This is a genomic window from Rhizobium sp. CECT 9324 (assembly GCF_918741265.1).
Taxonomy (GTDB): Bacteria; Pseudomonadota; Alphaproteobacteria; order Rhizobiales; family Rhizobiaceae; genus Allorhizobium.
In genome coordinates this window covers 2147216-2168020 of record NZ_CAKKMZ010000001.1, presented here as the reverse complement: position 1 = coordinate 2168020, position 20805 = coordinate 2147216, and the positions used below count along the sequence as shown (strand labels likewise).

The 20805-nt window shown below is 59.0% G+C and carries 15 protein-coding genes; 5 read left to right on the top strand and 10 right to left on the bottom strand.

Annotation, left to right across the window (positions count from 1 at the left end; translation table 11 throughout):
* Positions 1 to 12: 12 nt before the first annotated feature.
* The 4 genes from LQ231_RS10745 to LQ231_RS10730 all read right to left on the bottom strand — a co-directional run bounded on the left by LQ231_RS10745 (position 13) and on the right by LQ231_RS10730 (position 3872).
* Complete coding sequence (locus LQ231_RS10745; protein ID WP_230173313.1) at positions 13 to 822, bottom strand: SDR family oxidoreductase; 810 nt, start codon at positions 820 to 822, stop codon at positions 13 to 15.
* Between the two features lie 344 nt (positions 823 to 1166).
* Entirely contained in the window at positions 1167 to 1400 is a 234-nt protein-coding gene (locus tag LQ231_RS10740; RefSeq protein ID WP_230171310.1) for a hypothetical protein, read from the bottom strand.
* A gap of 50 nt (positions 1401 to 1450) precedes the next feature.
* Positions 1451 to 1795 carry an NAD-dependent epimerase/dehydratase family protein gene (locus LQ231_RS10735; RefSeq protein ID WP_230171309.1) on the bottom strand — a complete coding sequence of 115 codons (345 nt, stop codon included), beginning with the start codon at positions 1793 to 1795 and terminating at the stop codon, positions 1451 to 1453.
* Positions 1796 to 1964: 169 nt separating this feature from the next.
* Positions 1965 to 3872 carry a methyl-accepting chemotaxis protein gene (locus LQ231_RS10730; protein ID WP_113143939.1) on the bottom strand — a complete coding sequence of 636 codons (1908 nt, stop codon included), beginning with the start codon at positions 3870 to 3872 and terminating at the stop codon, positions 1965 to 1967.
* A gap of 805 nt (positions 3873 to 4677) precedes the next feature.
* Here LQ231_RS10730 and LQ231_RS10725 point away from each other — a divergent pair.
* Both LQ231_RS10725 and LQ231_RS10720 read left to right on the top strand, forming a co-directional pair.
* Positions 4678 to 8460, top strand: coding sequence for a vitamin B12-dependent ribonucleotide reductase (locus tag LQ231_RS10725; protein WP_230171308.1), 3783 nt, complete (start codon positions 4678 to 4680; stop codon positions 8458 to 8460).
* Between the two features lie 241 nt (positions 8461 to 8701).
* Complete coding sequence (locus LQ231_RS10720) at positions 8702 to 9361, top strand: hypothetical protein (RefSeq protein ID WP_230173311.1); 660 nt, start codon at positions 8702 to 8704, stop codon at positions 9359 to 9361.
* A gap of 72 nt (positions 9362 to 9433) precedes the next feature.
* Here the strand turns inward: LQ231_RS10720 and LQ231_RS10715 are convergent, their stop codons facing one another.
* The 4 genes from LQ231_RS10715 to istA form a co-directional block, all read right to left on the bottom strand.
* Entirely contained in the window at positions 9434 to 10066 is a 633-nt protein-coding gene (locus LQ231_RS10715) for a hypothetical protein (RefSeq protein WP_230171307.1), read from the bottom strand.
* A gap of 185 nt (positions 10067 to 10251) precedes the next feature.
* Entirely contained in the window at positions 10252 to 11460 is a 1209-nt protein-coding gene (locus LQ231_RS10710) for an AAA family ATPase (protein ID WP_230171306.1), read from the bottom strand.
* Between the two features lie 35 nt (positions 11461 to 11495).
* The gene (gene istB, locus LQ231_RS10705; protein ID WP_230171305.1) at positions 11496 to 12290 is read right to left on the bottom strand and encodes an IS21-like element helper ATPase IstB; all 795 of its coding nucleotides are present in this window, start codon (positions 12288 to 12290) and stop codon (positions 11496 to 11498) included.
* Positions 12280 to 13800 (bottom strand): IS21 family transposase, encoded by a 1521-nt coding sequence (istA, locus tag LQ231_RS10700; RefSeq protein ID WP_115672796.1) that lies wholly within the window; start codon positions 13798 to 13800, stop codon positions 12280 to 12282. The genes istB and istA overlap by 11 nt, the downstream gene beginning before the upstream one ends.
* 50 nt (positions 13801 to 13850) lie before the next feature.
* On the opposite strand from istA, the gene LQ231_RS10695 reads away from it, so the two are divergent.
* From LQ231_RS10695 to LQ231_RS10685, 3 genes are all read left to right on the top strand, one after another.
* Positions 13851 to 14213, top strand: coding sequence for a hypothetical protein (locus tag LQ231_RS10695; protein ID WP_230171304.1), 363 nt, complete (start codon positions 13851 to 13853; stop codon positions 14211 to 14213).
* A 75-nt stretch (positions 14214 to 14288) separates the two neighbouring features.
* Positions 14289 to 15359: an ATP-binding protein gene (locus tag LQ231_RS10690; protein WP_230171303.1), complete on the top strand. Its 1071-nt coding sequence runs from the start codon at positions 14289 to 14291 to the stop codon at positions 15357 to 15359.
* Positions 15359 to 17167 (top strand): TniQ family protein, encoded by a 1809-nt coding sequence (locus LQ231_RS10685; protein WP_230171302.1) that lies wholly within the window; start codon positions 15359 to 15361, stop codon positions 17165 to 17167. The genes LQ231_RS10690 and LQ231_RS10685 overlap by 1 nt, the downstream gene beginning before the upstream one ends.
* A gap of 32 nt (positions 17168 to 17199) precedes the next feature.
* Here the strand turns inward: LQ231_RS10685 and LQ231_RS10680 are convergent, their stop codons facing one another.
* The gene (locus tag LQ231_RS10680; protein WP_230171301.1) at positions 17200 to 19626 is read right to left on the bottom strand and encodes a DUF4238 domain-containing protein; all 2427 of its coding nucleotides are present in this window, start codon (positions 19624 to 19626) and stop codon (positions 17200 to 17202) included.
* A 254-nt stretch (positions 19627 to 19880) separates the two neighbouring features.
* Complete coding sequence (locus tag LQ231_RS10675; protein WP_230171300.1) at positions 19881 to 20795, bottom strand: phage exclusion protein Lit family protein; 915 nt, start codon at positions 20793 to 20795, stop codon at positions 19881 to 19883.
* Positions 20796 to 20805 lie beyond the last annotated feature (10 nt).

Here is a 20805-nt window from a genome sequence, read left to right as displayed (position 1 = left end):
GTGGAGGGTTGGCTAAAGCGCATGCCTCGGATGCGGGCTGTCCTCATATGCGCCCCAGATCGACTGGTCGAAATTGATCGTCGAGCCGGTCATCAGGCCGGATTCCGCCGATGACAGATAGGCGACGGCGCGGGCCACCTCGGCCGGATCGACCAGACGGCCAAACGGCTGCGCCGCAGCCGCCTTGTCCAGCCAATCTTCGGATGCACCATGAAACTCGCGCTGGATGCGGTCCTCGCCATCGCTCGACATCCAGCCGATATTGAGCCCGTTGACGCGGATGCGGTTCTTCAACAGCGCGAATGCCGTGTTGCGGGTCAGCGTGTCGAGCGCGCCTTTGGAGGCGCAATAGGCAGCGATGAAGGGCTGGCCACCCATCGCCGACATCGACGAGATGTTGACGATCGTGCCCTCGGTGCCATGTTCGCGCATCACCTTGATGGTGTCCTGCATCAGGAAGAACGGCGCCCGCGTGTTGATCGCGAACATCCGGTCGAACAGGTCCTGGTCGGTGTCGAGGATCGTGCCACGATCGGTGATCGCCGCGACATTGACCAGCGCATCGATCGTGCCGAAACGCGCATGCGCCGCCGCAATGACCTTGCGGCAATCCTCGACCTTGCCAAGATCGGCCTCGACGAAGACGACCGGCACGTCGTAGCGCTCGGTAATCTCGGCCGCCTTGGCCCTGCCCTTGTCGGCATTGCGGCCGCAGATCGTCAGGCCTTTCGCGCCACGTTCGGCAAACAGCCGCGCAACTTCCGCGCCCAGCCCCTGCGTGCCGCCGGTGACGACCGCATATTTTCCATCCAGTCTACCCATGTTCTCCTCATCCCTGCGCTTGGCCGCGTGACGCTTCGTCCTGTCGGCAAGCTTGCATTCAGTACCCATCCCGGCCTCCAGTGCCTCGCCCATGATGGCAATCTGCGTGCATGACGCAAGCCCTGAGACTGGCAGTTCCGGGGGGTAGCCGCGTCATCTCAAATGCCTTTGTCGCATAGAGAGATGCGGTCGCGTCTTTTCCGGCCAGACGATGCATTTCTGTCAGCGTAGGCAAGCGGCTGATGCCAGCTGTGCACCTTCAAGATTAATAGTGGCTGCGCTTCATGACGTGGGCAAGGTCTGTGGCAGGCAGATCGCCAGCTTGATGCTTCAGGTTCACCCCATCACACCAGTGCGTCAGACGTCACCACCGTCACGCCAAGCACCGTCGAAAGCGCCTGCTCCAGCATGACCCGCGCGATCGTCTCCGGCCGGTTTGCCTGCAGCGACCGCGGCAGGACCGGTTTCAGCAGCTGCAGCAGCGTTCCGAACATCTGCTCCGCCGGACGCGGCTCTGTGCGCGGTCCGTCGATCAGGCCGGGGCGGACGAGGACCATGCGGTCATAACCGAGCGCCACGACATCCCTTTCCGTTTCGCCCTTCACCCTGCTGTAGAAGAATGGCGACGTCAGATCGGCGCCTTGGCGGAGTTGAGCACAAAGGTCCCGGCGCCTGCCGCCCTCGCCAATCTGGCGATCTCGACCGGATAGTCGTGGTCGATGCGATGAAAGCGCTCGCGCGAACCGGCCACCTTGAGGGTGGTGCCCAATGCGCAGATCACCGCATCGGCCTTCCAGAATTGCAGATCCTGCGGCAGGGTGTCGAAATCGACGATGGGCGCGGACAGCCGCGCGTGTTCCGGCAGCGGTCGGCGCGTCGGCGCCGTCACGGCCGAGATGCGCGGATCGGCAAGCGCCAGTTCCAGCACATGGCTGCCGACAAGTCCGGTCGCGCCCAACAACAATAGATGCATGATCCCGCGCCTCTTCGATCTAAGTGCCCTGCCACAGTGCGCAGCCCGTAACTGCCGGTATGGCAAGATGCTAGCACAAGGTGCGGCATCCTTGCCCGTTCCGACACACAAACGCAAAAGGCGCCGCATCGCTGCGGCGCCTTTGCTCTTTCTGTCGAACCCTGCGGGATCAGGCAGCGCTGCGATACTGCGCGCCAGCCGATGCACCACCGTCCAGCTGGAAGCGCTGCAGCTGCGCCTGCAGCTGGCGGGCTTCGCCGGCCAGCACCTGGCTGGCTGCCGTGGTTTCTTCGACCATGGCCGCATTCTGCTGGGTCATCTGGTCCATGTGATTGACCGAGGTGTTGATCTCGCCGAGGGCCAGCGACTGTTCCTGGGCTGCGCGGGCAATCGAGGCAACGTGGTCGTTGACGCGGTTCACCAGCGATTCGATCTCCTTCAGCGCCTCGCCGGTGGAAAGAACGAGCGACACGCCGCCCTTCACTTCCACAGCCGAGGTATTGATCAGAGTCTTGATCTCCTTGGCGGCATTGGCAGAACGCTGGGCCAGTTCGCGCACTTCCTGGGCGACGACGGCGAAACCACGACCGGCTTCACCGGCACGCGCTGCCTCGACGCCGGCGTTGAGCGCCAGCAGGTTGGTCTGGAAGGCGATTTCGTCGATCACCGAGATGATCTGGCTGATCTTCTGCGAAGACTGCTCGATGCGGCCCATGGCGTCGATGGCGTTGCGGACGATATCGCCCGACTTGCCGGCGCTGTCCTTGGTTTCGCGCACCATCTGGGTCGCTTCATGGGCACGCTCGGTCGAGGTCTTGACCGTGGTGGTGATTTCCTCGAGGGCTGCCGCGGTTTCCTCCAGCGAGGCTGCCTGCTGCTCGGTGCGGCGGGCAAGCTGGTTGGCGGCGGACGACAGTTCACCGGAATTGTCGGTGATCGTGCCGGCGGCCTGGCGGATATTCTGCATGGTGCCGCGCAGCGTTGCCATCGTCTGATTGACGTTGGTCTGCAGTTCGGCAAACGCACCCTGGAAATTGCCCTGCATGTCGTGGGTCAGGTCGGCTTCCGAAAGCGCTGCGATGACACGGCGGACTTCGGTGACGCCGAGATCGACGCTTTCGACCAGTTCGTTGACGCTGTCGGCAAAACGCTTCAGGTCGGCATCGTCATAGGACTTGGCTATACGCTTGGAGAAGTCCCCGGCGGCGGCGGCGGCAACAATGCCGCTGATCGAGGACTGCAGGTCCTTGCTCTGGGCATGAAGGGCTGCTTCCTGGGCTTCCATGGCGCGCATCTGCTGTTCGTTGGCGCGGAAGACTTCCAGCGCACGGGCCATTTCGCCGATTTCGTCCTGGCGGTCGGTACCGGGAATGCTGTCGCCGAGCTTGCCGGCGGCCATGTCGGACATGATGCCGGTCAGGCTGCGGATCGGGTTGACGATGCCGCGACGGGCGAGCAGGAACGAGACGGCAACGCCGGCGACGATGCAGATGGCAGCGGTCGCCATCAGCACCAGCATGGTCTGGGTCGAGGCGGCAAGCGCGTCGGAGCGCGATGTGGCGAGCGTGGCGGCCGAATAGGTCGAGTATTCCTTGACCGCGGCAGTGACGACCTTCTGGGCGTCCAGCGTCTTGGCAAGCTCAGCCTTCATCACGGCCGGATCCTTGCCGGCTTCGGTTCCGGCTACACTCACCATCGAACGGATCTGGTTGAAGTAGCTATCGAGCGTGGTGCGGATGCCGTCGAGCAGCTTGGTTTCGTTGGCATCGGCCGTGGAGGCGATCTTCGGCAGGCGGGCGAGCATCTCGGCGGATCGCTTTTCAGTATCGGCCTGGAAGTCGGCGGCCTTTTCCGGCGCGAAGGCCAGCTGGTAGGTCATGCGGCTGATGGCGATAATATCGACGCGCAGGTCCATGGCTTCGCGGGCCACTTCCTCGCGGGCGCCGGTGTCTTTCAGCGACGCGCCGAGCGAGCCGAGACCCTGGGCACCGACCGCGGCAATTGCGGCTGCCGCGACGCCCATGAGCACCACGACCAGCGTCACCTTTTTCAGAATGGAAAGATTGCTAATATTCATAGTGAGACGACTCCGTTCCAAACCCTCCATCCTGGAGAGCGGCCACACAAAGGCCAACGCATGGACGTCATTCCACACTCACATGCCGCAATTTGTATGATTGAGATCTTTCAATTTGGTTGATTGCCAGAAAACTGTGGGAATCTTGTTGCAACGCACATACCGCCGCGTGATCTCGAACGTTGCCGGATCACAACATCTGGGGCGAATCCGGGACATTGCCGGCCCGGGCGCGCGCTGGCGGCAGCCATCGTCCACAGCCCCAAAATGACACTTAAAAAATATAGCGTGAGCGCCTTGACACGGCAGGCCATGGGATCGCGCCGATTCCTCCCGTCCAGAAAGCCGTGTTATTCCCGTGACTTCGATATTTCCCCCGTTATCCACACCCGCCGACACAATATCTAGCGTTAATATTTCGTTCACAGCCCACCCCTTGACGGAATCAGTGCTCTCGATGTTAATGGCCCCGTTGCGGCGGCGACGAACCGGGCATAACGAGGCCGGGTTTCACCAAACATTGTCACGCGTTTTCGGCACGGTGGAATGACGTTTTAACGACGTCCTCCCCGACAGGAAATTTGTGCGATTTTTCTCCGCGTAACAGGGGATTAGGACTGGCGGAAAGAAACTGTTAATACTATATTTAGTGTTTGCAGCCACCATCAACACTATATACAGAGCTGACCATCTCCGGATGACTCACCTGACGAGATGAACACACAACCGGCTGCGCGCTTTTGGACGCGAGGCCGGCCGGGCTTTTTCGCGCCAAACGGCGCACTAGATCGAGGGACACAGGCAGATGCGCATTGAACGCCGCTTTACCAAACCGGGCCAATCTCCTTATGCCGAGATTGCGTTTCGCAAGGCCATCAGCGAAATCAAAAATCCCGACGGCTCAATCGTATTTCGTCTTGCCGATATCGACGTTCCGAACCAGTTCAGCCAGGTGGCTGCCGACATCCTTGCGCAGAAGTATTTCCGCAAGGCCGGCGTGCCGAAGTTTCTGAAAAAGGTCGAGGAAAACGACGTTCCCTCCTTCCTCTGGCGCTCGGTCGCCGACGACAAGGCGCTGGCAGCGCTGCCCGAAGACGAGCGCTACGGCTCGGAAACCGATGCCCGCCAGGTCTTCGATCGCCTGGCCGGCACCTGGGCATATTGGGGCTGGAAGGGCAAATATTTCACCTCGGAAGAGGATGCGCTGACCTTCAAGGACGAGCTTGCCTATATGCTCGCCACCCAGCGCGTCGCACCGAATAGCCCACAGTGGTTTAACACCGGCCTGCATTGGGCCTATGGCATCGACGGCCCCGGCCAGGGCCATTTCTATGTCGACCCCTTCACCGGCAAGCTGGTCAAGTCGAAGTCGTCCTATGAACATCCGCAGCCGCATGCCTGCTTCATCCAGTCCGTCGAGGACGACCTGGTCAACGAAGGCGGCATCATGGACCTCTGGGTCCGCGAAGCCCGTCTCTTCAAGTACGGCTCCGGCACCGGTTCCAACTTCTCCTATCTGCGTGGCGAAGGCGAAAAGCTGTCCGGCGGCGGTCGCTCGTCGGGCCTGATGTCCTTCCTGAAGATCGGCGACCGCGCTGCCGGCGCGATCAAGTCGGGCGGCACGACGCGCCGTGCGGCGAAGATGGTCGTTGTCGATATCGACCATCCGGATATCGAGAACTACATCGACTGGAAGGTCAAGGAAGAGCAGAAGGTTGCGGCTCTCGTCACCGGCTCGAAGATCGTCGCCCGCCACCTCAAGGCGATCATGAAGGCCTGCGTCAACTGCGAAGCCGGCTCTGAAGCGACGCGGGGCGACTGCTTCGACCCGAACAAGAACCCGGCCCTGAAGCGCGAAATCAAAGCCGCGAAGAAGGATCAGGTTCCGGAAAACTACGTCAAGCGTGTCATCCAGTTCGCCCAGCAGGGCTACAAGGACATGGAATTCAAGACCTATGACACCGACTGGGATTCGGAAGCCTATCTGACTGTGTCGGGCCAGAATTCCAACAACTCGGTTTCGCTGAAGGACGACTTCCTGCGCTCGGTCGAAGATGACGGCGACTGGAACCTCACCGCCCGCAAGGACGGCAAGGTGATGAAGACGCTGAAGGCGCGCGACCTGTGGGAAAAGATCTCCTACGCCGCCTGGGCATCGGCAGATCCGGGCCTGCATTTCAACACGACGATGAACGACTGGCACACCTGCCCGGCCGCCGGCCCGATCCGCGCGTCGAACCCGTGCTCGGAATACATGTTCCTCGACGACACGGCCTGCAACCTTGCCTCGCTGAACCTCTTGCAGTTCAAGGATGCCAAGACCAAGACGATCGACATCGGCGATTACGAACATGCCGTGCGTCTGTGGACCGTCGTGCTCGAAGTCTCGGTGATGATGGCGCAGTTCCCGTCGCGCCAGATTGCCGAACGCTCCTACGAATACCGCACGCTCGGCCTCGGCTACGCCAATATCGGCGGCTTCCTGATGTCGTCCGGCATTCCTTACGACAGCGACGAAGGCCGCGCGCTCTGCGGTGCCTTGACCGCGATCATGACCGGCGTCTCCTATGCGACGTCTGCCGAAATCGCCTCGGAACTCGGCCCCTTCCCGGGCTACAAGCCGAACCGCGAGAACATGCTGCGCGTCATCCGCAACCATCGCCGCGCAGCTTACGGCCTGTCGGACGGCTATGAAGGCCTGTCGGTCGACCCGGTTCCGCTCGTCCATGCCGAATGCACCGATCCGGCCCTGATCGCCCATGCCACGGCTGCCTGGGACAAGGCGCTCGAACTCGGCGAAAAGCACGGCTACCGCAATGCCCAGGTCTCGGTGATTGCCCCGACCGGCACGATCGGTCTCGTCATGGACTGCGACACGACCGGCATCGAGCCCGACTTCGCGCTGGTCAAGTTCAAGAAGCTCGCCGGTGGCGGTTACTTCAAGATCATCAACGCTGCCGTTCCGGAAGCACTGCGCACGCTCGGCTATTCGGAATCCCAGATCGCCGAGATCGACGCCTATGCCGTCGGCCATGGCAACCTGAACCAGGCACCGGGCGTCAATCCCGGCTCGCTCAAGGCCCGTGGCTTCACCGACGAGAAGATCGAGATCGTCAATGGCGCGCTGAAGGCTGCCTTCGACATCAAGTTCGTCTTCAACCAGTGGACGCTCGGCACCGACTTCCTGAAAGACACGCTCAAGGTCTCCGACGAGCAACTCGCCGACATGAGCTTCAACCTGCTTGAGCACATGGGCTTTGCCAAGAAGGACATCGAGGCCGCCAACATTCACGTCTGCGGTGCGATGACGCTCGAAGGCGCGCCGTTCCTGAAGGCCGACCACTTGGCCGTCTTCGATTGCGCCAATCCTTGCGGCAAGATCGGCAAGCGTTATCTCTCGGTGGAATCGCATATCCGCATGATGGCAGCGGCCCAGCCGTTCATCTCGGGCGCGATCTCCAAGACGATCAACATGCCGAACGAAGCGACCGTCGAAGATTGCGGCGCCGCCTACATGCTGTCCTGGAAGCTGGCACTGAAGGCCAATGCGCTCTACCGCGACGGCTCGAAGCTCTCCCAGCCGCTCAACGCCTCGCTGATCGAGGACGAGGATGACGAGGACGGCGTCGAGGAACTGCTGGCCCAGCCGATGGCTGCCCAGGCGGTCACCATCACGGAACGCATCGTCGAGCGCATCGTCGAGCGTGTCGTGCGCGAACAGGAAAAGCTGCCGGCCCGCCGCAAGGGTTATACCCAGAAGGCGAAGATCGGCGGTCACACCATCTTCCTGCGGACCGGCGAATATGATGACGGCCGTCTCGGCGAAATCTTCCTTGACATGAACAAGGAAGGCTCGGCGCTCCGCGCCTTCATCAACAACTTCGCCATCTCGGTGTCGCTCGGCCTGCAATATGGCGTGCCGCTCGAGGAATATGTTGACGCGTTCACCTTCACCAAGTTCGAGCCGGCCGGCATGGTCACCGGCAACGACGCGATCAAGAACGCCACCTCGATCCTCGACTACGTCTTCCGCGAGCTGGCGATCTCCTATATCGGCCGCAGCGATCTGGCCCATGTCGACACGTCCGACTTCTCGACCACCGCACTTGGCCGCGGCGTCAAGGAAGGCAAGGCCGATGTCGTTTCCAAGGGCCTGACCCGCGGTTACAAGCCGACGCTCGTCTCCAACCAGCCGATGTCGGCCGAACCGAAGGGGGCAGCCACCGCAATGCCCGCCAAGGCCTCGGTCTCGTCCGTCACCGCCTTTTCGGGCAGCGCTGCCCGCAAGCTGGAAGTGACGACCGCGATCGCCACCTCGGAAGTGGTCTCGTTCAAGCGCGACTACGAGGAACGCGCCGTCGAACTGGCCGAAGAGATCGCCGAAGAAGGCCTGTTCTCGGATGCCGCTGCCGACGAAGCCGAAGCCGCCAAGGCCGACGCCAAGAAACTCGAAGCCGCCCGCCGCATCCGCTCGATCGCGCAAGGCTATACCGGCAACATGTGCTCGGAATGCCAGAACTTCACGATGGTGAGGAACGGCACGTGCGAGAAGTGCGATACGTGCGGCAGCACAAGTGGGTGCAGCTGAAATGACGATAGAGCCCCTCGGAGTAATTGAGAAACCGAAGGCAGTGCTGGCCAATCCGTTAGGAAAATGGCCAGTTCCGAACCTAAAAGTGGCCAACGGAACACTTGGGTCGCAAGGCCGAACGATCCATCGGATCAATTGACAGAGACGTCCCGGGTGGCTTGCGCTGTCCGGGACCACAAAAAGCAAAAGACTGCAGGATCAGGGAGACACTTCAGAAAGGAATTCAGCCTTGAGCCAAGTGCCTAAGTTCGGATTTTCCGCATTCTTGAAACTGATCAACTCCAATCCCAAACCGCAGAAGCGCCTCGTACGTGACCGTTTTAGTCCGAGCAGTGGCGGATACGATTATCACAAAAGCCTTCGACGACGGGTTCAGCGCATCGCCTTCGAGAACCTCAGCATGCATGAGGCCATGGCATCGACGGCGCAGATCGGACCAAAGGCCGAGCGCGAGTCAGCCAGGCGCGGTCTCCTGCAGTTTGCTGAATGGCGGCAGACTAATCCCGGCGAGCTATCGCCTTGTGACAGCTTCATCTTTGGCAGCCCGATGGGCCAGTTCAAGGTGGAGTTCTCGCCGAACTTTCTGATCGAGCTAAACGGTCGCCGTACTGCGGTTCACCTATTCAACACCCGTGTGAAGTTGAGCGCGGGCCTGGTGAACGCGTCACTGTGCATGGTAGCCAGCCGTCATCCAGTCGAGCGGCGTCCCGATGACTTTGCGGTGCTTTCCTTGCAAGACGGTCGACTTTACCGATGGTCTGACGCGACGAAGGAAACCGCAGCGTTCGGTGAAAAGTTGCTCGGCGTCTTAGATCACGACTTCGCAAACGCGCGGTTTGAGTTTGGTCTGCCAGGCATAGCCGAGGGCGACACCCCATTCGACACGCCAACGCCATAGGCAAATTTTCGGGTTCACGTTGAGAGGTCTATAATTTCTCCGGCTAGACAGTCAGGACAAATCGCTACGAGCTTATTCGAGCCCCTCCTGCCTCATTCTTTTTATCTCTATGCCGAGGGTAGCGTCGACTTCTCGGCGGGCGTCGAGCAATGACATTCCTTCGGAGACAAGAATATTAAACCTGTCTCGCATACGGATGTGATCTTCTGGGAAGCGTCGAAGGGCGAAAGGGAGCTTCACGCCGTGGCGATACGCTTCATTGATCCCACTTGCTGCGTCGCATATCCATTCGATTGATGGATCAGGGATAAATTGAAAACGCGGCGTAGCTGGAACGAGCTGAGGAGTAAGGCAGTACCATTGGCCGTCGGCTTCGACGACGGAATGCAGGATCAGATCAGAATCGAAAACAAGCCATCCGGCTACATGACGGTGCTGCTTTTCAGGGTCGTTTGCTTCCTGTGCGGAGCAATTCTCATGGCAATTGTGAGGTATCATACCAGCATCAAGAAGTTGCCGCTCCGGCGGTCTTGAGACCGTTACTTGAGGAAGCGTTAGAATCTCCTGCAAGACTTGAGCTTCCCATTCGGTAGGAGGATGGGCCATCGCTTCGATGTTCAAAAGAACGAATCTTGCCAGTTCTGACGTAGTGTTGCCACCACTTGTCGCTTCAGCGTTGTCCATCATTTCCCCCATTTTTCGCATCGATCCAATTCTTAGTTGAGTATATCTCACTTGGCTCCGCGCAGGACTGAGTCATCGATACGGCTATGAACAGAAATGTCGAGACGTTCACACTGAATGAGGCCGCTTGGATCGGACGCGAAAATCGCCTCGGTGGGATTGGGTAAACGCCCAATCGATTCTAACCGGTTCGCATATTCTGCCGCTTATCCACTCTGCAAACGGTCAGGCGATGCCCGAGATCTTCCAGGTGCCCTCTTAGACTCTTTAAGACGTTCACATTGGCCTAACAACTCGTCCAGGCGCTTAGGTGTAAGCGCTCCGATCTCGAACAGTTCTTGGGTAACGACATCGAGGAAAGACATTCGCTGCGACAGGATCGCTTTCGCCCTGTCAAACTGATCCTGCAGTGTTCTATGCACGCGCTCAGCCAGAGGTCTATCTAACTGACGTAACCGCTCCAGCGCTTCATCTTCAATCACCGCGCTGTGGCGCAGGGTTTGCCCCATGCCATAGCGGGCTTCCATAAGTGTGGCGATCCGGGTTGCCGCTGCAAGATCGGACGCACCACCATCTGCAAAGCATCCCAAGATTAATTCCTCTGCCGCTAAGCCCGCAACCATGACTGTAATTTGATCCAGATGATACTGTCGGTCGCGCCTCACGAAAGAAGGCATATCAAAGTACGCAGCCCCGCCACGGAGATTTGTAGCTTGCGGATTGACTACGCTGGCGATTTCCGTGCCGAGGTAGATGCCGTGTCCGAGATGGGTGCCGACAATCGTGTGACCGCTCTCGTGAATTGCAATGTATCGCCTCAGTTCGCCCTCGATTTGCATCACTGGCGGAAGGGAAGCACGCACGTCATCGACGGTCACAGCTCGCCTCGCTAACCTGGCAATACGTCGTGCCTCGCGAGCGGCCTTAGCCAAATCGGCACCGGACATATCATTTGTCGCGACCTTCAAGACTTCCAGTTCCGTTGCAGTGACCCCACACTGCAGATGTTCCGCGAGGATCGCCATCCGGTCAGCTCCATTCGGCAGCCCGATTTCGATATGGCGATCTAATCGTCCTGATCGCAAGATCGCACGGTCAATTTGACCGACGTTGTTCGTGGCACCAATTACGACCACCCCGTCCCTGCCCTCGACGCCGTCAATCTGCTCCAACAGGGCGTTCACCACCTGGGTTGAATAGTCCCTGTTGTCACCGGCAAATTTCGTGCGGTCGCCGAATGAGTCGAGTTCGTCGATGAACAGGATCGCAGGCGCGGCCTTCTTTGCTCGCGTGAAGGCACCTCTCATCGCCTTAAGCGTATCGCCTAAATGACCGTTTGCTTGCCACTGACCGAGTGACCCAGCAACTAGCTCGACACTGTTGGTTTCCACGCGGAACTGAGCCGGTTTTTCCACCGAGAAGTGAGCCACCTCTAAGTATGGTTTTTTGATCAGGCTTTGGTCAAGTGACTGGCTTTTTCTCCTCTCTTTTGCGCTGCTGCGGCCGAGCTGGCTTTGAAGCGGAAGCTATCGTTCCCGGTTTCAAGGATGTGGCAACGGTGGGTCAAACGGTCGAGAAGAGCCGTCGTCATCTTGGCGTCGCCGAAGACCGTTGCCCATTCGCTGAAGCTGAGGTTGGTGGTGATGATGACGCTGGTGCGCTCATAAAGCTTGCTCAGCAGGTGGAAGAGCAGCGCTCCGCCTGAGGCACTGAACGGAAGGTATCCGAGCTCATCGAGGATCAGCAGATCGAGACGAACCAGCGTCTCAGCGATCTGGCCTGCCTTGCCTTTAGCCTTCTCCTGCTCGAGCGCGTTGACCAGTTCGATGGTCGAGAAGAAGCGGACCTTGCGGCGATGATGCTCGATCGCCTGGACACCGAGGGCTGTCGCGACATGTGTTTTTCCTGTGCCTGGTCCGCCGACAAGCACTATATTCTGCGCCCCGTCGATGAACTCGCATCTGTGCAATTGGCGCACCGTCGCTTCGTTGATTTCGCTGGCGGCGAAGTCGTATCCGGAGATGTCCTTGTAGGCTGGGAAGCGGGCAGCCTTCATGTGATAGGCTATGGACCGGACCTCACGCTCTGCCATCTCGGCTTTCAGCAACTGGGACAGGATCGGCACGGCCGCGTCAAAAGCCGGAGCACCTTGCTCGATCAGGTCCGTGACGGCTTGAGACATGCCATACATCTTCAGGCTACGCAGCATGATGACGACGGCGGCGCTGGCGGGATCATGACGCATTGCGACCTCCCACGATCCGGACACGCAGGCCATCGTAACGTTCGACATTGGCCTTGGGCTCCCGCAGCAAAGTCAGTGCCTGTGGCGTATCGATGTCGGGACCGTCGGTCGTCTTGCCGTCAATCAACCGATGCAGCAGATTCAGCACATGCGTTTTGGTTGCTACGCCTTGATCCAGAGCCAGTTCCACAGCCCTGACGACGACCTGTTCGTCGTGATGGAGGACGAGAGCGAGGATATCGGCTATCTCGCGATCACCGCCAGGACGGCTGAGCATCTGGTCCTGCAGTTGTCGAAAGGCCAGCGGCAATTCCAGGAACGGTGCGCCATTGCGCAGGGCTCCGGGCTTGCGCTGGATGACCGCAAGGTAATGCCGCCAGTCGTAAATCGTCCTTGGCGGTTTGTCGTGGCTCCGCTCGATGATCCGAACATGTTCGCATAGGATATTGCCCTCGGCCGCAATGACCAGTCGCTCGGGATAGATCCGCAGGCTGACGGGCCGGTTCGCAAATGATGCTGGCACGCTGTAACGATTACGCTCGAAGGTGATCAGGCATGTCGGCGAGACGCGTTTGCTCTGCTCGACGAAACCGTCAAATGCAGTCGGCAACGCCATCAATGCTGCCCGCTCATCAGCCCAAACATCTGCGATTGTGCCGGACAAGGTGCCATGCGCCGTCTCTCGCCACAGGTCCTGGCAATGCTGTTCCAGCCAGTCATTCAACGCCGCCAAATCTGGGAAGTCCGGCATCTGCTGCCACAGCCGCGGTCGCGCATCCTGGACGTTCTTCTCGACCTGACCCTTCTCCCATCCTGCCGCTGGATTACAGAACTCGGGCGCAAACACGTAGTGGTTGGTCATCGCCAGGAAACGGATGTTGACCTGCCGCTCCTTGCCGCGACCGACGCGGTCGACCGCCGTCTTCATGTTGTCGTAGATGCCGCGATCAGGTACGCCGCCGAACACGCGGAACCCGTGCCAGTGGGCATCGAAGAGCATTTCATGTGTCTGGAGCAGATAGGCCCTGACCAGAAACGCCCGACTGTGCGATAGCTTGATATGTGCGACCTGAAGCTTGGTGCGCTCGCCGCCGATCACAGCATAATCTTCACTCCAATCGAATTGGAATGCTTCGCCTGCACGGAAAGACAGCGGAACGAATATGCCGCGGCCAGTCGTCTGCTGCTCAACCCGCCACTCACGGGCAAAGGCAGCGACCCGACCATAGGAGCCGGTAAAGCCGAGAACCACCAGATCGGCGTGAAGCTGCTTCAGCGTTCGGCGCTGCTTGCGCGACCTCCCGGCCTCGGTCTTCAGCCAGGCCGCCAGTTTGTCGGCAAAAGGATCAAGCTTGCTCGGCCGCTCCGGTACCGTGAACGTCGGCTCGATCGTACCAGCGTTCAAATACTTCGCGATCGTGTTGCGCGACAAACCAGTATGCCGACTGATCTCGCGGATCGACTGCTTCTCGCGCAGTTTCATTCGCCGGATGATGTTTAAAAGTCCCATGTGGATCACTCCGTTGCCCCCGTCGCTGACCGCGTTCGGGGGAAGGTCACATGGCTCAATTCTCAATGGAAATTATGCGCCTAACCGGCTCAGTTCTGCGTGGAAACCAACACTTCGAGCAGCTCGAGGCGAAGATGGATCGGTTCATCCGGATCGTGGATGTCAGCCAGGAGCAGGTGGACGCGATCCAGTACCAGATCGCGTTCCGTCCGGAACTGCGCCGCCTCTTCGGCATGACCTCCACCCTCAAGGAGAAGGCTGAGATGACTCCTGCCCTCGCCAACGTCCTCCAGCCGGTGCCGCAGCCGGACGGTGCGGCACCGGAGACGAAGCCCGCAAAGACGAAGCGGAAGACGGTAGCCAAAGCAAAGCCGGTCACCCCGCCGGACGACGAGTTCGGCATGCCGAACTGAACTTGAGGTTCGATGCCGCTCACGCGGGCGGCATCGGATTGCGCTCCTTCAAACATCCGAAACAGGGAACATGTCATGACCACCAGAAACCTGCCAGTCAGCGCGATCGAAGCCATCTCGCGCGTCCGCCAGTCGATGCCTGAGGCGCAGCTCAACATTGCGGACCGGATGGCGACCATCAGCGCCCACCACATCCCCACCTTCCGCGACGACGCCCTCAGCGCCCGCATCGACCGGATGAAGCGTAGTCTCGTGGCGCATTATTCCGGAGACGAGAAGCAGCATCGGATCCTCTTCGTCATCGGAGAATCCCATTCGGGGAAGTCCAGTCTCATCCAGCATGCCCTGGCGACCGATCCCGCCTTCGAATCTTATGTCGACTCCGACGGCGTCGACGCGATGCCCGTGCTCATGATGGACGGACCGTCCCCGTGCACGCTTCGCAACATCGCATCGGACGGACTGGAGAAGCTTGGCTATCCAGTCAAGGCGAACCTGTCCGAGAGCCGCATCTGGCCCCTGTTCCGCGAGCAGCTTAAGCGGCGGAAGGTGCTGTTCATCGTCATTGATGAGGCCCAGCACGCGATCAAGAACAACACCAGCGACTATGAGATCCAGAAGGTGCGCGACACCCTCAAGCATCTTGTGCAGATGCCGGACTGGCCGATCCGCCTCGTCCTCAGCGGCGTCTCGCCACTGGAGCGCTTGCGTGAAGGCGACAAGCAGATCGAATCGCGCTCCACCATGATGCGGCTCGGGTCGCTCACGTCCCAGCACGCGTCCCATGTCATCGGCTATGTCGAGCTCGTCGTGACGCGTCACGCCCGGTTGAAGCTGGACGACTTCCTCGGCGGGGACTTCCCCCTCAGGATGATCCATGCTTGCGGAGGCTGCTTCGGCTCTATCGTCCAGCTCATCCGCCTCGCTGTGGAGAATACGCTTCTCAAGGGCAGCGACATCGTGACGGCCGGGAACTTCGCCGCGGCCTACGCCGAGATGTCCGGATGCTCCCCGTCAAGCAACATCTTCACCGCACAGGACTGGAACTCGCTTGAAGTCGGAGCAGCCCGAATCGTCGAGGATGCCGGAGAAGCGTCGAAACCGCAGCAGAAGCCCAAACGCATCCGAGCGGGGGAGCGCCGCTGATGAGCAGGCTTGCGATCACCGTGCCTCTCAATGAGGACGAAACCCTAAGCAGCTTCTGTTCGCGCATCGCTTCTGCCAACGGGATCGGCAGCGCTCGCGAGTTCTGCTTTCACATGAGGCTCGATTACAAGAAGCTGAACGACGGCACGCCGGATGCGATCGGGCACCTTGCACGTCTTACCGGGCAGGATCACCTCGCTCTCGAGGCGTCCGCCATAGTTCGCAACGGAGATGCCTACTACATTCGCGGAAATAGATTCACGAAAGGCCAGATCCTACGCGGCCGAGTTCGTTTCTGCCCCTGCTGTCTGGAGGATGACTACCGTCGACAGACCGGGTACGGCCGCTCCCGACCCTATGGAAGGATCCTGTGGTCACTGTCGTCCGTGCTGACATGCCCGATCCACGACGTTTTTCTCTGCGAGGGAAACGACCCTTTCGGAGCGCAGACAGGTTACGATTTCATCCAGATGCTTGCAGATACGGTCGCCGGAGATCCCATGCTGTCACCCCGCCTGCCTGGTCACGGCGAATTTGACAAGTACGTATCGGATCGTCTCGTCAAGGGGCGTGCCGTCCATGACTGGATCGACAGCCTTCCCCTCCACGTGGTCTCACGTGTCACCGAACATGTCGGCGGCATGCTGCTTCATGGCCTGAAGTTCAATGTTACGGACCTCGATGTCCGGCAACGGCTGAAAGCGATGAACGCGGGCTTTGCCGTTATGGCACCTGGAAAGGCGGCATTCGTGGAGTATCTTCGATCACATCACCAGCGCATCATGGAGGGAATGGGAGATTTCGGAGGAAGGAAACTCTACGGCCGCCTGTACGAGGCGATCGGCCACGGCAAGCTGGATCCGGACTTCGACACCATTCGGAAGATCATGATTGATACGACGATTGATCATCTCCCGATCGGACCTGGCGACAACCTGTTTGGCCCCGTCGAACGACGGAAATGGCACTCGGTTCATTCGGCGTCGAGAACGTACGGCATTCACTACAGGCCGCTCACCCGGTACGTCGCCGCGGCCGGGATCGCAACCGAAGATCTGACGGCTGACCGGATCCTGGTCGACGTGGCAACCATGGACGCCATCGCGGCATCCATCAAGCAAGGTCTTACGCCTCCGGAAGCGAGAAAGATGCTGAACGTCAATCTGGCCACCTGGGGCACGTTGCTTCAAAATGGCATCTTCAGTCCCATCACGCCAGACGGAACAACTCCTCGTTTCGCGCGCGGCGATCTGCAGGGTTTTCTCGACATGCTCACGTCGAAGGCCACAGAAAGCTTCTCCGGGAAGTCGGATCTTGTCAATCTCATGACGGCTCGCCGGATGGCGCGATGCACCGTCGCCGAGGTTGTAGAACTGATGCGCGAAGGCGCTCTTGCCCGCGTTTCGGTCAACCCCGACAAGGACGCCTTCCAGGCCATCTACCTCGACTCAGAGGAACTGAAAGCGCGGGTACGCGGGGCCGAAGTCGGCGGTATCCCTGTCTATAAGGCCTACCAGGAACTCAAGATGTCTCACAGCACGATCACAAAACTGTCGGCGGCAGGCATCATTCCGACATTCCGGGCGAAGCACCCCGAAAACCGCAATCTGCAGACGTTCATCACCCCCGAAGCAATCGAGGAATTCAGACGGAAATACGTGTCTCTGTTCGTGCTTGCGGAACAGCGTGGACTCAATGTCCGCAAGCTGAAGTACGCGCTCAAGGCGGCTGGGATCGAACCCGCCCTCACCCGGGAGCAGCATGGCGCGTCGTTCTACCTGGTGGAGGATGTGGAGAAGGCGCTCTGAAAGGTACGTGGGCTCGGCCAAACTGCTCGGGGTCAATTTTGCTCTCCATGCGGCCAACGGCTGATGTAGGTGGCCATGGGAACGGACTGCAGATGATGCTCCGAGCTCGACATGAGGAGCAAGCGGTTGATGGTGTTGTCCTGTAGGCCACCGAGCCGAAAGATGCTGCTGACCTTTCCGAGCATGTGTGGAATTTTTACGCTCTCGATTGCCGCATCGGCGAGACGCTTGCCGCGTTCGAACCGGGTCACAAGGTGTGCTTCGAAATTCGGCTTGGCGGCCCCCGGTCTGGTCTTATGAAGATATCGATAGGCACTGCTGAAAACCGAGGAAACCCCATCGAACGCTCCGCCGCTCTTGAGTTGCGCCAACGGTGAGAAGCCAAGCGGAAACCGGATCGGACTGGAGCCTATTGTGGTCCGTAGTTCCTCGAGTGCGGGCGCGACACCGAGGTGGCGACGGTTCAACGCACCTTGCAGCTCTCTCCATCTAAACGGGCTGTCAGTAAGAATTTGTGCGCCCGTGGCCTGAGCCAGGTACATCGACATCTCGAAGTTCGGTGCCATCTTCATCAATTCAAGCTGCCCGCCTTTGCCCAGGGAATTCTCCTGTAGCACCGCCAACGGGTCCCGCCTGCGCATCTCCCGGACATGCTCTATAAAATCGCCCGGACTCACCGATGGATCGATGTCTGGCACCTTCGCTAGCTGCGACAGGAGAGCTTCGTCCGGCAATCCCATGAATGTGCGCTGCATATCCTCCTGGACAATCGCATCGAGCCGTGGGTCGCTGCCACGATTAAAGCGGATACCAATCCGACGAGCTTCGGCCATGCTCATCGTCTGGTCGCGAAGATGAAGGTCGAAGTCCCATGGATCGGGTACGAGGTGCACGAGACCTTGCTCCACCAACGGATAAACGCTCAGGAAGGTCATCAGTGACTTCAAGACCTCACCACGGTAGGCGCCGGGATCCTGGGTCGGTCTCATTTCCTCCCGAAGCGACATGGGATTGATAAACGGGTGCTGGATAATGATTTCGCCGAAATACAATACTGCTCCGAGAGCAAACTCGTTGATGAGCTTGGGATGCAGGGAACCGGTGTAGACCGACCTGAAGGTTCCATCGGGCTTGGGCAGGAGAGACAGAAGATCGGTTTCGCGCGGCCACAGCGATTCATAGATCCTATACAGCGTCGATATCTTCTCGTCCGTCATCTCGGATCGGACATCATTCCAATCCTTGCCGTCGAGCTCCAACAAATTCTCGATGCCCCTCATGAGCATCACGTTTCGCTCCCGGATGCTTCTCTCGCTCCAGCTTGTTCTCAGATGCGCAGGTTTGAGCTTGCAACAGTGCGAAAATTTCAAGCCACTGCCGCAAGGGCAGGAATTCCTGTTTTTCGGAGACGCTTCCGGCAAGGTTTTTGTAAGCCAGGGTCGGGGCTCCTCTTCGCGTCCAAACTGATCCTGGTAGTGCACCCGACCGCCTTCGTATCCGACATACATTTCCCCGCCAAAATGAAAGAGTTCGTCTTCGGGAGGCAGGAGTGTCGTGCGGAGATCCCGCCAGGGCTTCATCACCGACGTTTCCGGAAAGAGCCATTCGCGCTGTCCGGCGGCGATGTATCGCTTGGCACGCGACTTGGCGATGAAATTGATCTCGATAACCTGCGATTCAGTGAGATGCCGGGTATGGATGAAGTCGATGGTACTCACCAGCGCGCGCTGGAAACTCCTCGCAAATGTTCTCTTCTCCAGAGGATTGGTCGATGGGTCCTTCGCGTATTCAAGGTTGGTTAGGATCAAGCAATGATCCGGCCCCAAAGGATAGATCGTCTGGGAGGCCTTTAGTGCAATTGAAGGGTCTCCAGGGAAGTCATTCCGCGGATCTCTCGGCGGTGCGGCGTGGTTGTAGATTGTAACAGGATGATCCGTCAGTATGAATTTCGTCGGCGAGTTCTCAGCCGAAACGATCTCTCTAACTCCAGTGGTCCAGGTCGCGACGTTGAGCATCCGGATGCTTTGCATCTCCTGCATCAGTTCGTTCTGCGACAGCTCGGGATACTGTGTTTGCAACCACGACAATCCCTTAGGCGTGCGCAGTTTCTGGATGTCGAGATACTGGAAAAGGCTCTCGAAATTGTCGTGCCACGCGGTTTGATCAGTTCCCGAGAAGGCACGGATAGCGTCGGCGCCGCGAGCATCGATATCCCCGAACAGACGACGCTCGATCTCATCGTCGACATCGGTTTCGAAGAACGTCGAGTACAGATCACGTGTGCAGAATGCTCGCACTGGCGGCGTGTGGAACAGCGACTTTCCAGCCACAGGCGTTCCGTCGCCTCTATTGTGTATGGTCGGCTGCAAATCGAGATAGAAGAGCGTATTGCCGCCGCTCGGCAAGAACCGCGTCTGATGCCATTGCGGCACATAGTGATTGTTTCTCGTGACAGACATGACGCATCAACCTGCACTTGGCGGCTTTCACGCCTTCCATCGTGAGGCAAGCATATAGCAACCGTTGCGATTCTACGAAGTCGCTAGGGCGCAAGGGGGCGTGAAGAGAACCCCATTTTTTCCTTCGCCGGGGTCTGTCGCCTCAAACGGATCTCAATAGGGTGTCAGCGACCGTAATAATCAGCGCCATCAGACGCGATTCAACGATCTACATCGCTGCCCACGCTCCGTTGCTAAGATGCCCGCCTGTTAACCTAGCTGGATTTCAATTGATCACAGATGTGGAACGCGAAGTCGCGGAAGTTCTGCACCGACGGGATATAGTTGATCTTCACCCCTGCCCTTCGAGCGAAAGCCAATAGCATAGAGGTTACCGTGATCCAGAACCAGTGCGGAGTGGGCTCGGACGCTGCAGAAAGTACCGAATGCAGTCGTTCGCTTACTGGCGGATGATCTGTCGAATGGTCCCATTTCTCACGTGGTGTGAGTGTAATGATCGTAAGTTGCGCAATAATGATCCCCATAATCCGTTTGCTTCGGACAAGCTCGGCCGACCAACCATTGGCTTCGGCATACAATTCAACCTGGTCAAGCATCAAGGAAAGCGCCCAGTCATCGCAGGCACGCTCCTCGTCTATCTCCTCGGCAGGGGTATCCTCATCACGCTCGAAAAGTCCGTGGCGGATTTCGTGCGCAAAAACGTAGGCGCCCGCTATGCATACGAGATCATATGTCCCCTTTTTCTCTGGATCCGAGATCTTTAGCCCCTCCTGAGGGGACGGCACATCTTCTGGCCAATCAAATCCCTCGACGCGGCCATGCAATCCGATCTCGATAATCTTGTCGAACAAGCGCTCGAACGTGGCCTCCTTCTCGGCCTGGGAAGGTGACAGGCTCCAGGCTTCCGGATCGAAGTGCTCTAACGGGAAAACAGAAAGTGGAACGCTGTAGGCTTCGATCGCCCTCCACGCAGCATATCCAGCAATCCAGAGTTGTCGCAATGCGAGTTCGCTGACCTGGATCGTTTCCCACCTCTGTTGAAGAAGGAAACGAGGAGTGTCCAGCAAGCGAACCCGGTCCTCTTGCGCGCCCCATAGTGCGCTTAGTTCACTAGCTCTTTCCGGGACTACGCCGGAGAAAAGTTGGTCCACAGCTTCAGAAACGTCCATGATGCCTTGC

Excerpts from the sequence above, each read along its gene's own strand:
- istA (WP_115672796.1), bottom strand. The coding sequence starts at position 13,800 with ATGGGACTTTTAAACATCATCCGGCGAATGAAACTGCGCGAGAAGCAG.
- LQ231_RS10735 (WP_230171309.1), bottom strand. The coding sequence starts at position 1,795 with ATGCATCTATTGTTGTTGGGCGCGACCGGACTTGTCGGCAGCCATGTG.
- LQ231_RS10680 (WP_230171301.1), bottom strand. The coding sequence starts at position 19,626 with ATGTCTGTCACGAGAAACAATCACTATGTGCCGCAATGGCATCAGACG.
- istB (WP_230171305.1), bottom strand. The coding sequence starts at position 12,290 with ATGCGTCATGATCCCGCCAGCGCCGCCGTCGTCATCATGCTGCGTAGC.
- LQ231_RS10690 (WP_230171303.1), top strand. The coding sequence starts at position 14,289 with ATGACCACCAGAAACCTGCCAGTCAGCGCGATCGAAGCCATCTCGCGC.
- LQ231_RS10745 (WP_230173313.1), bottom strand. The coding sequence starts at position 822 with ATGGGTAGACTGGATGGAAAATATGCGGTCGTCACCGGCGGCACGCAG.
- LQ231_RS10695 (WP_230171304.1), top strand. The coding sequence starts at position 13,851 with ATGGCTCAATTCTCAATGGAAATTATGCGCCTAACCGGCTCAGTTCTG.
- LQ231_RS10675 (WP_230171300.1), bottom strand. The coding sequence starts at position 20,795 with ATGGACGTTTCTGAAGCTGTGGACCAACTTTTCTCCGGCGTAGTCCCG.
- LQ231_RS10725 (WP_230171308.1), top strand. The coding sequence starts at position 4,678 with ATGCGCATTGAACGCCGCTTTACCAAACCGGGCCAATCTCCTTATGCC.
- LQ231_RS10730 (WP_113143939.1), bottom strand. The coding sequence starts at position 3,872 with ATGAATATTAGCAATCTTTCCATTCTGAAAAAGGTGACGCTGGTCGTG.
- LQ231_RS10685 (WP_230171302.1), top strand. The coding sequence starts at position 15,359 with ATGAGCAGGCTTGCGATCACCGTGCCTCTCAATGAGGACGAAACCCTA.
- LQ231_RS10715 (WP_230171307.1), bottom strand. The coding sequence starts at position 10,066 with ATGCGAAAAATGGGGGAAATGATGGACAACGCTGAAGCGACAAGTGGT.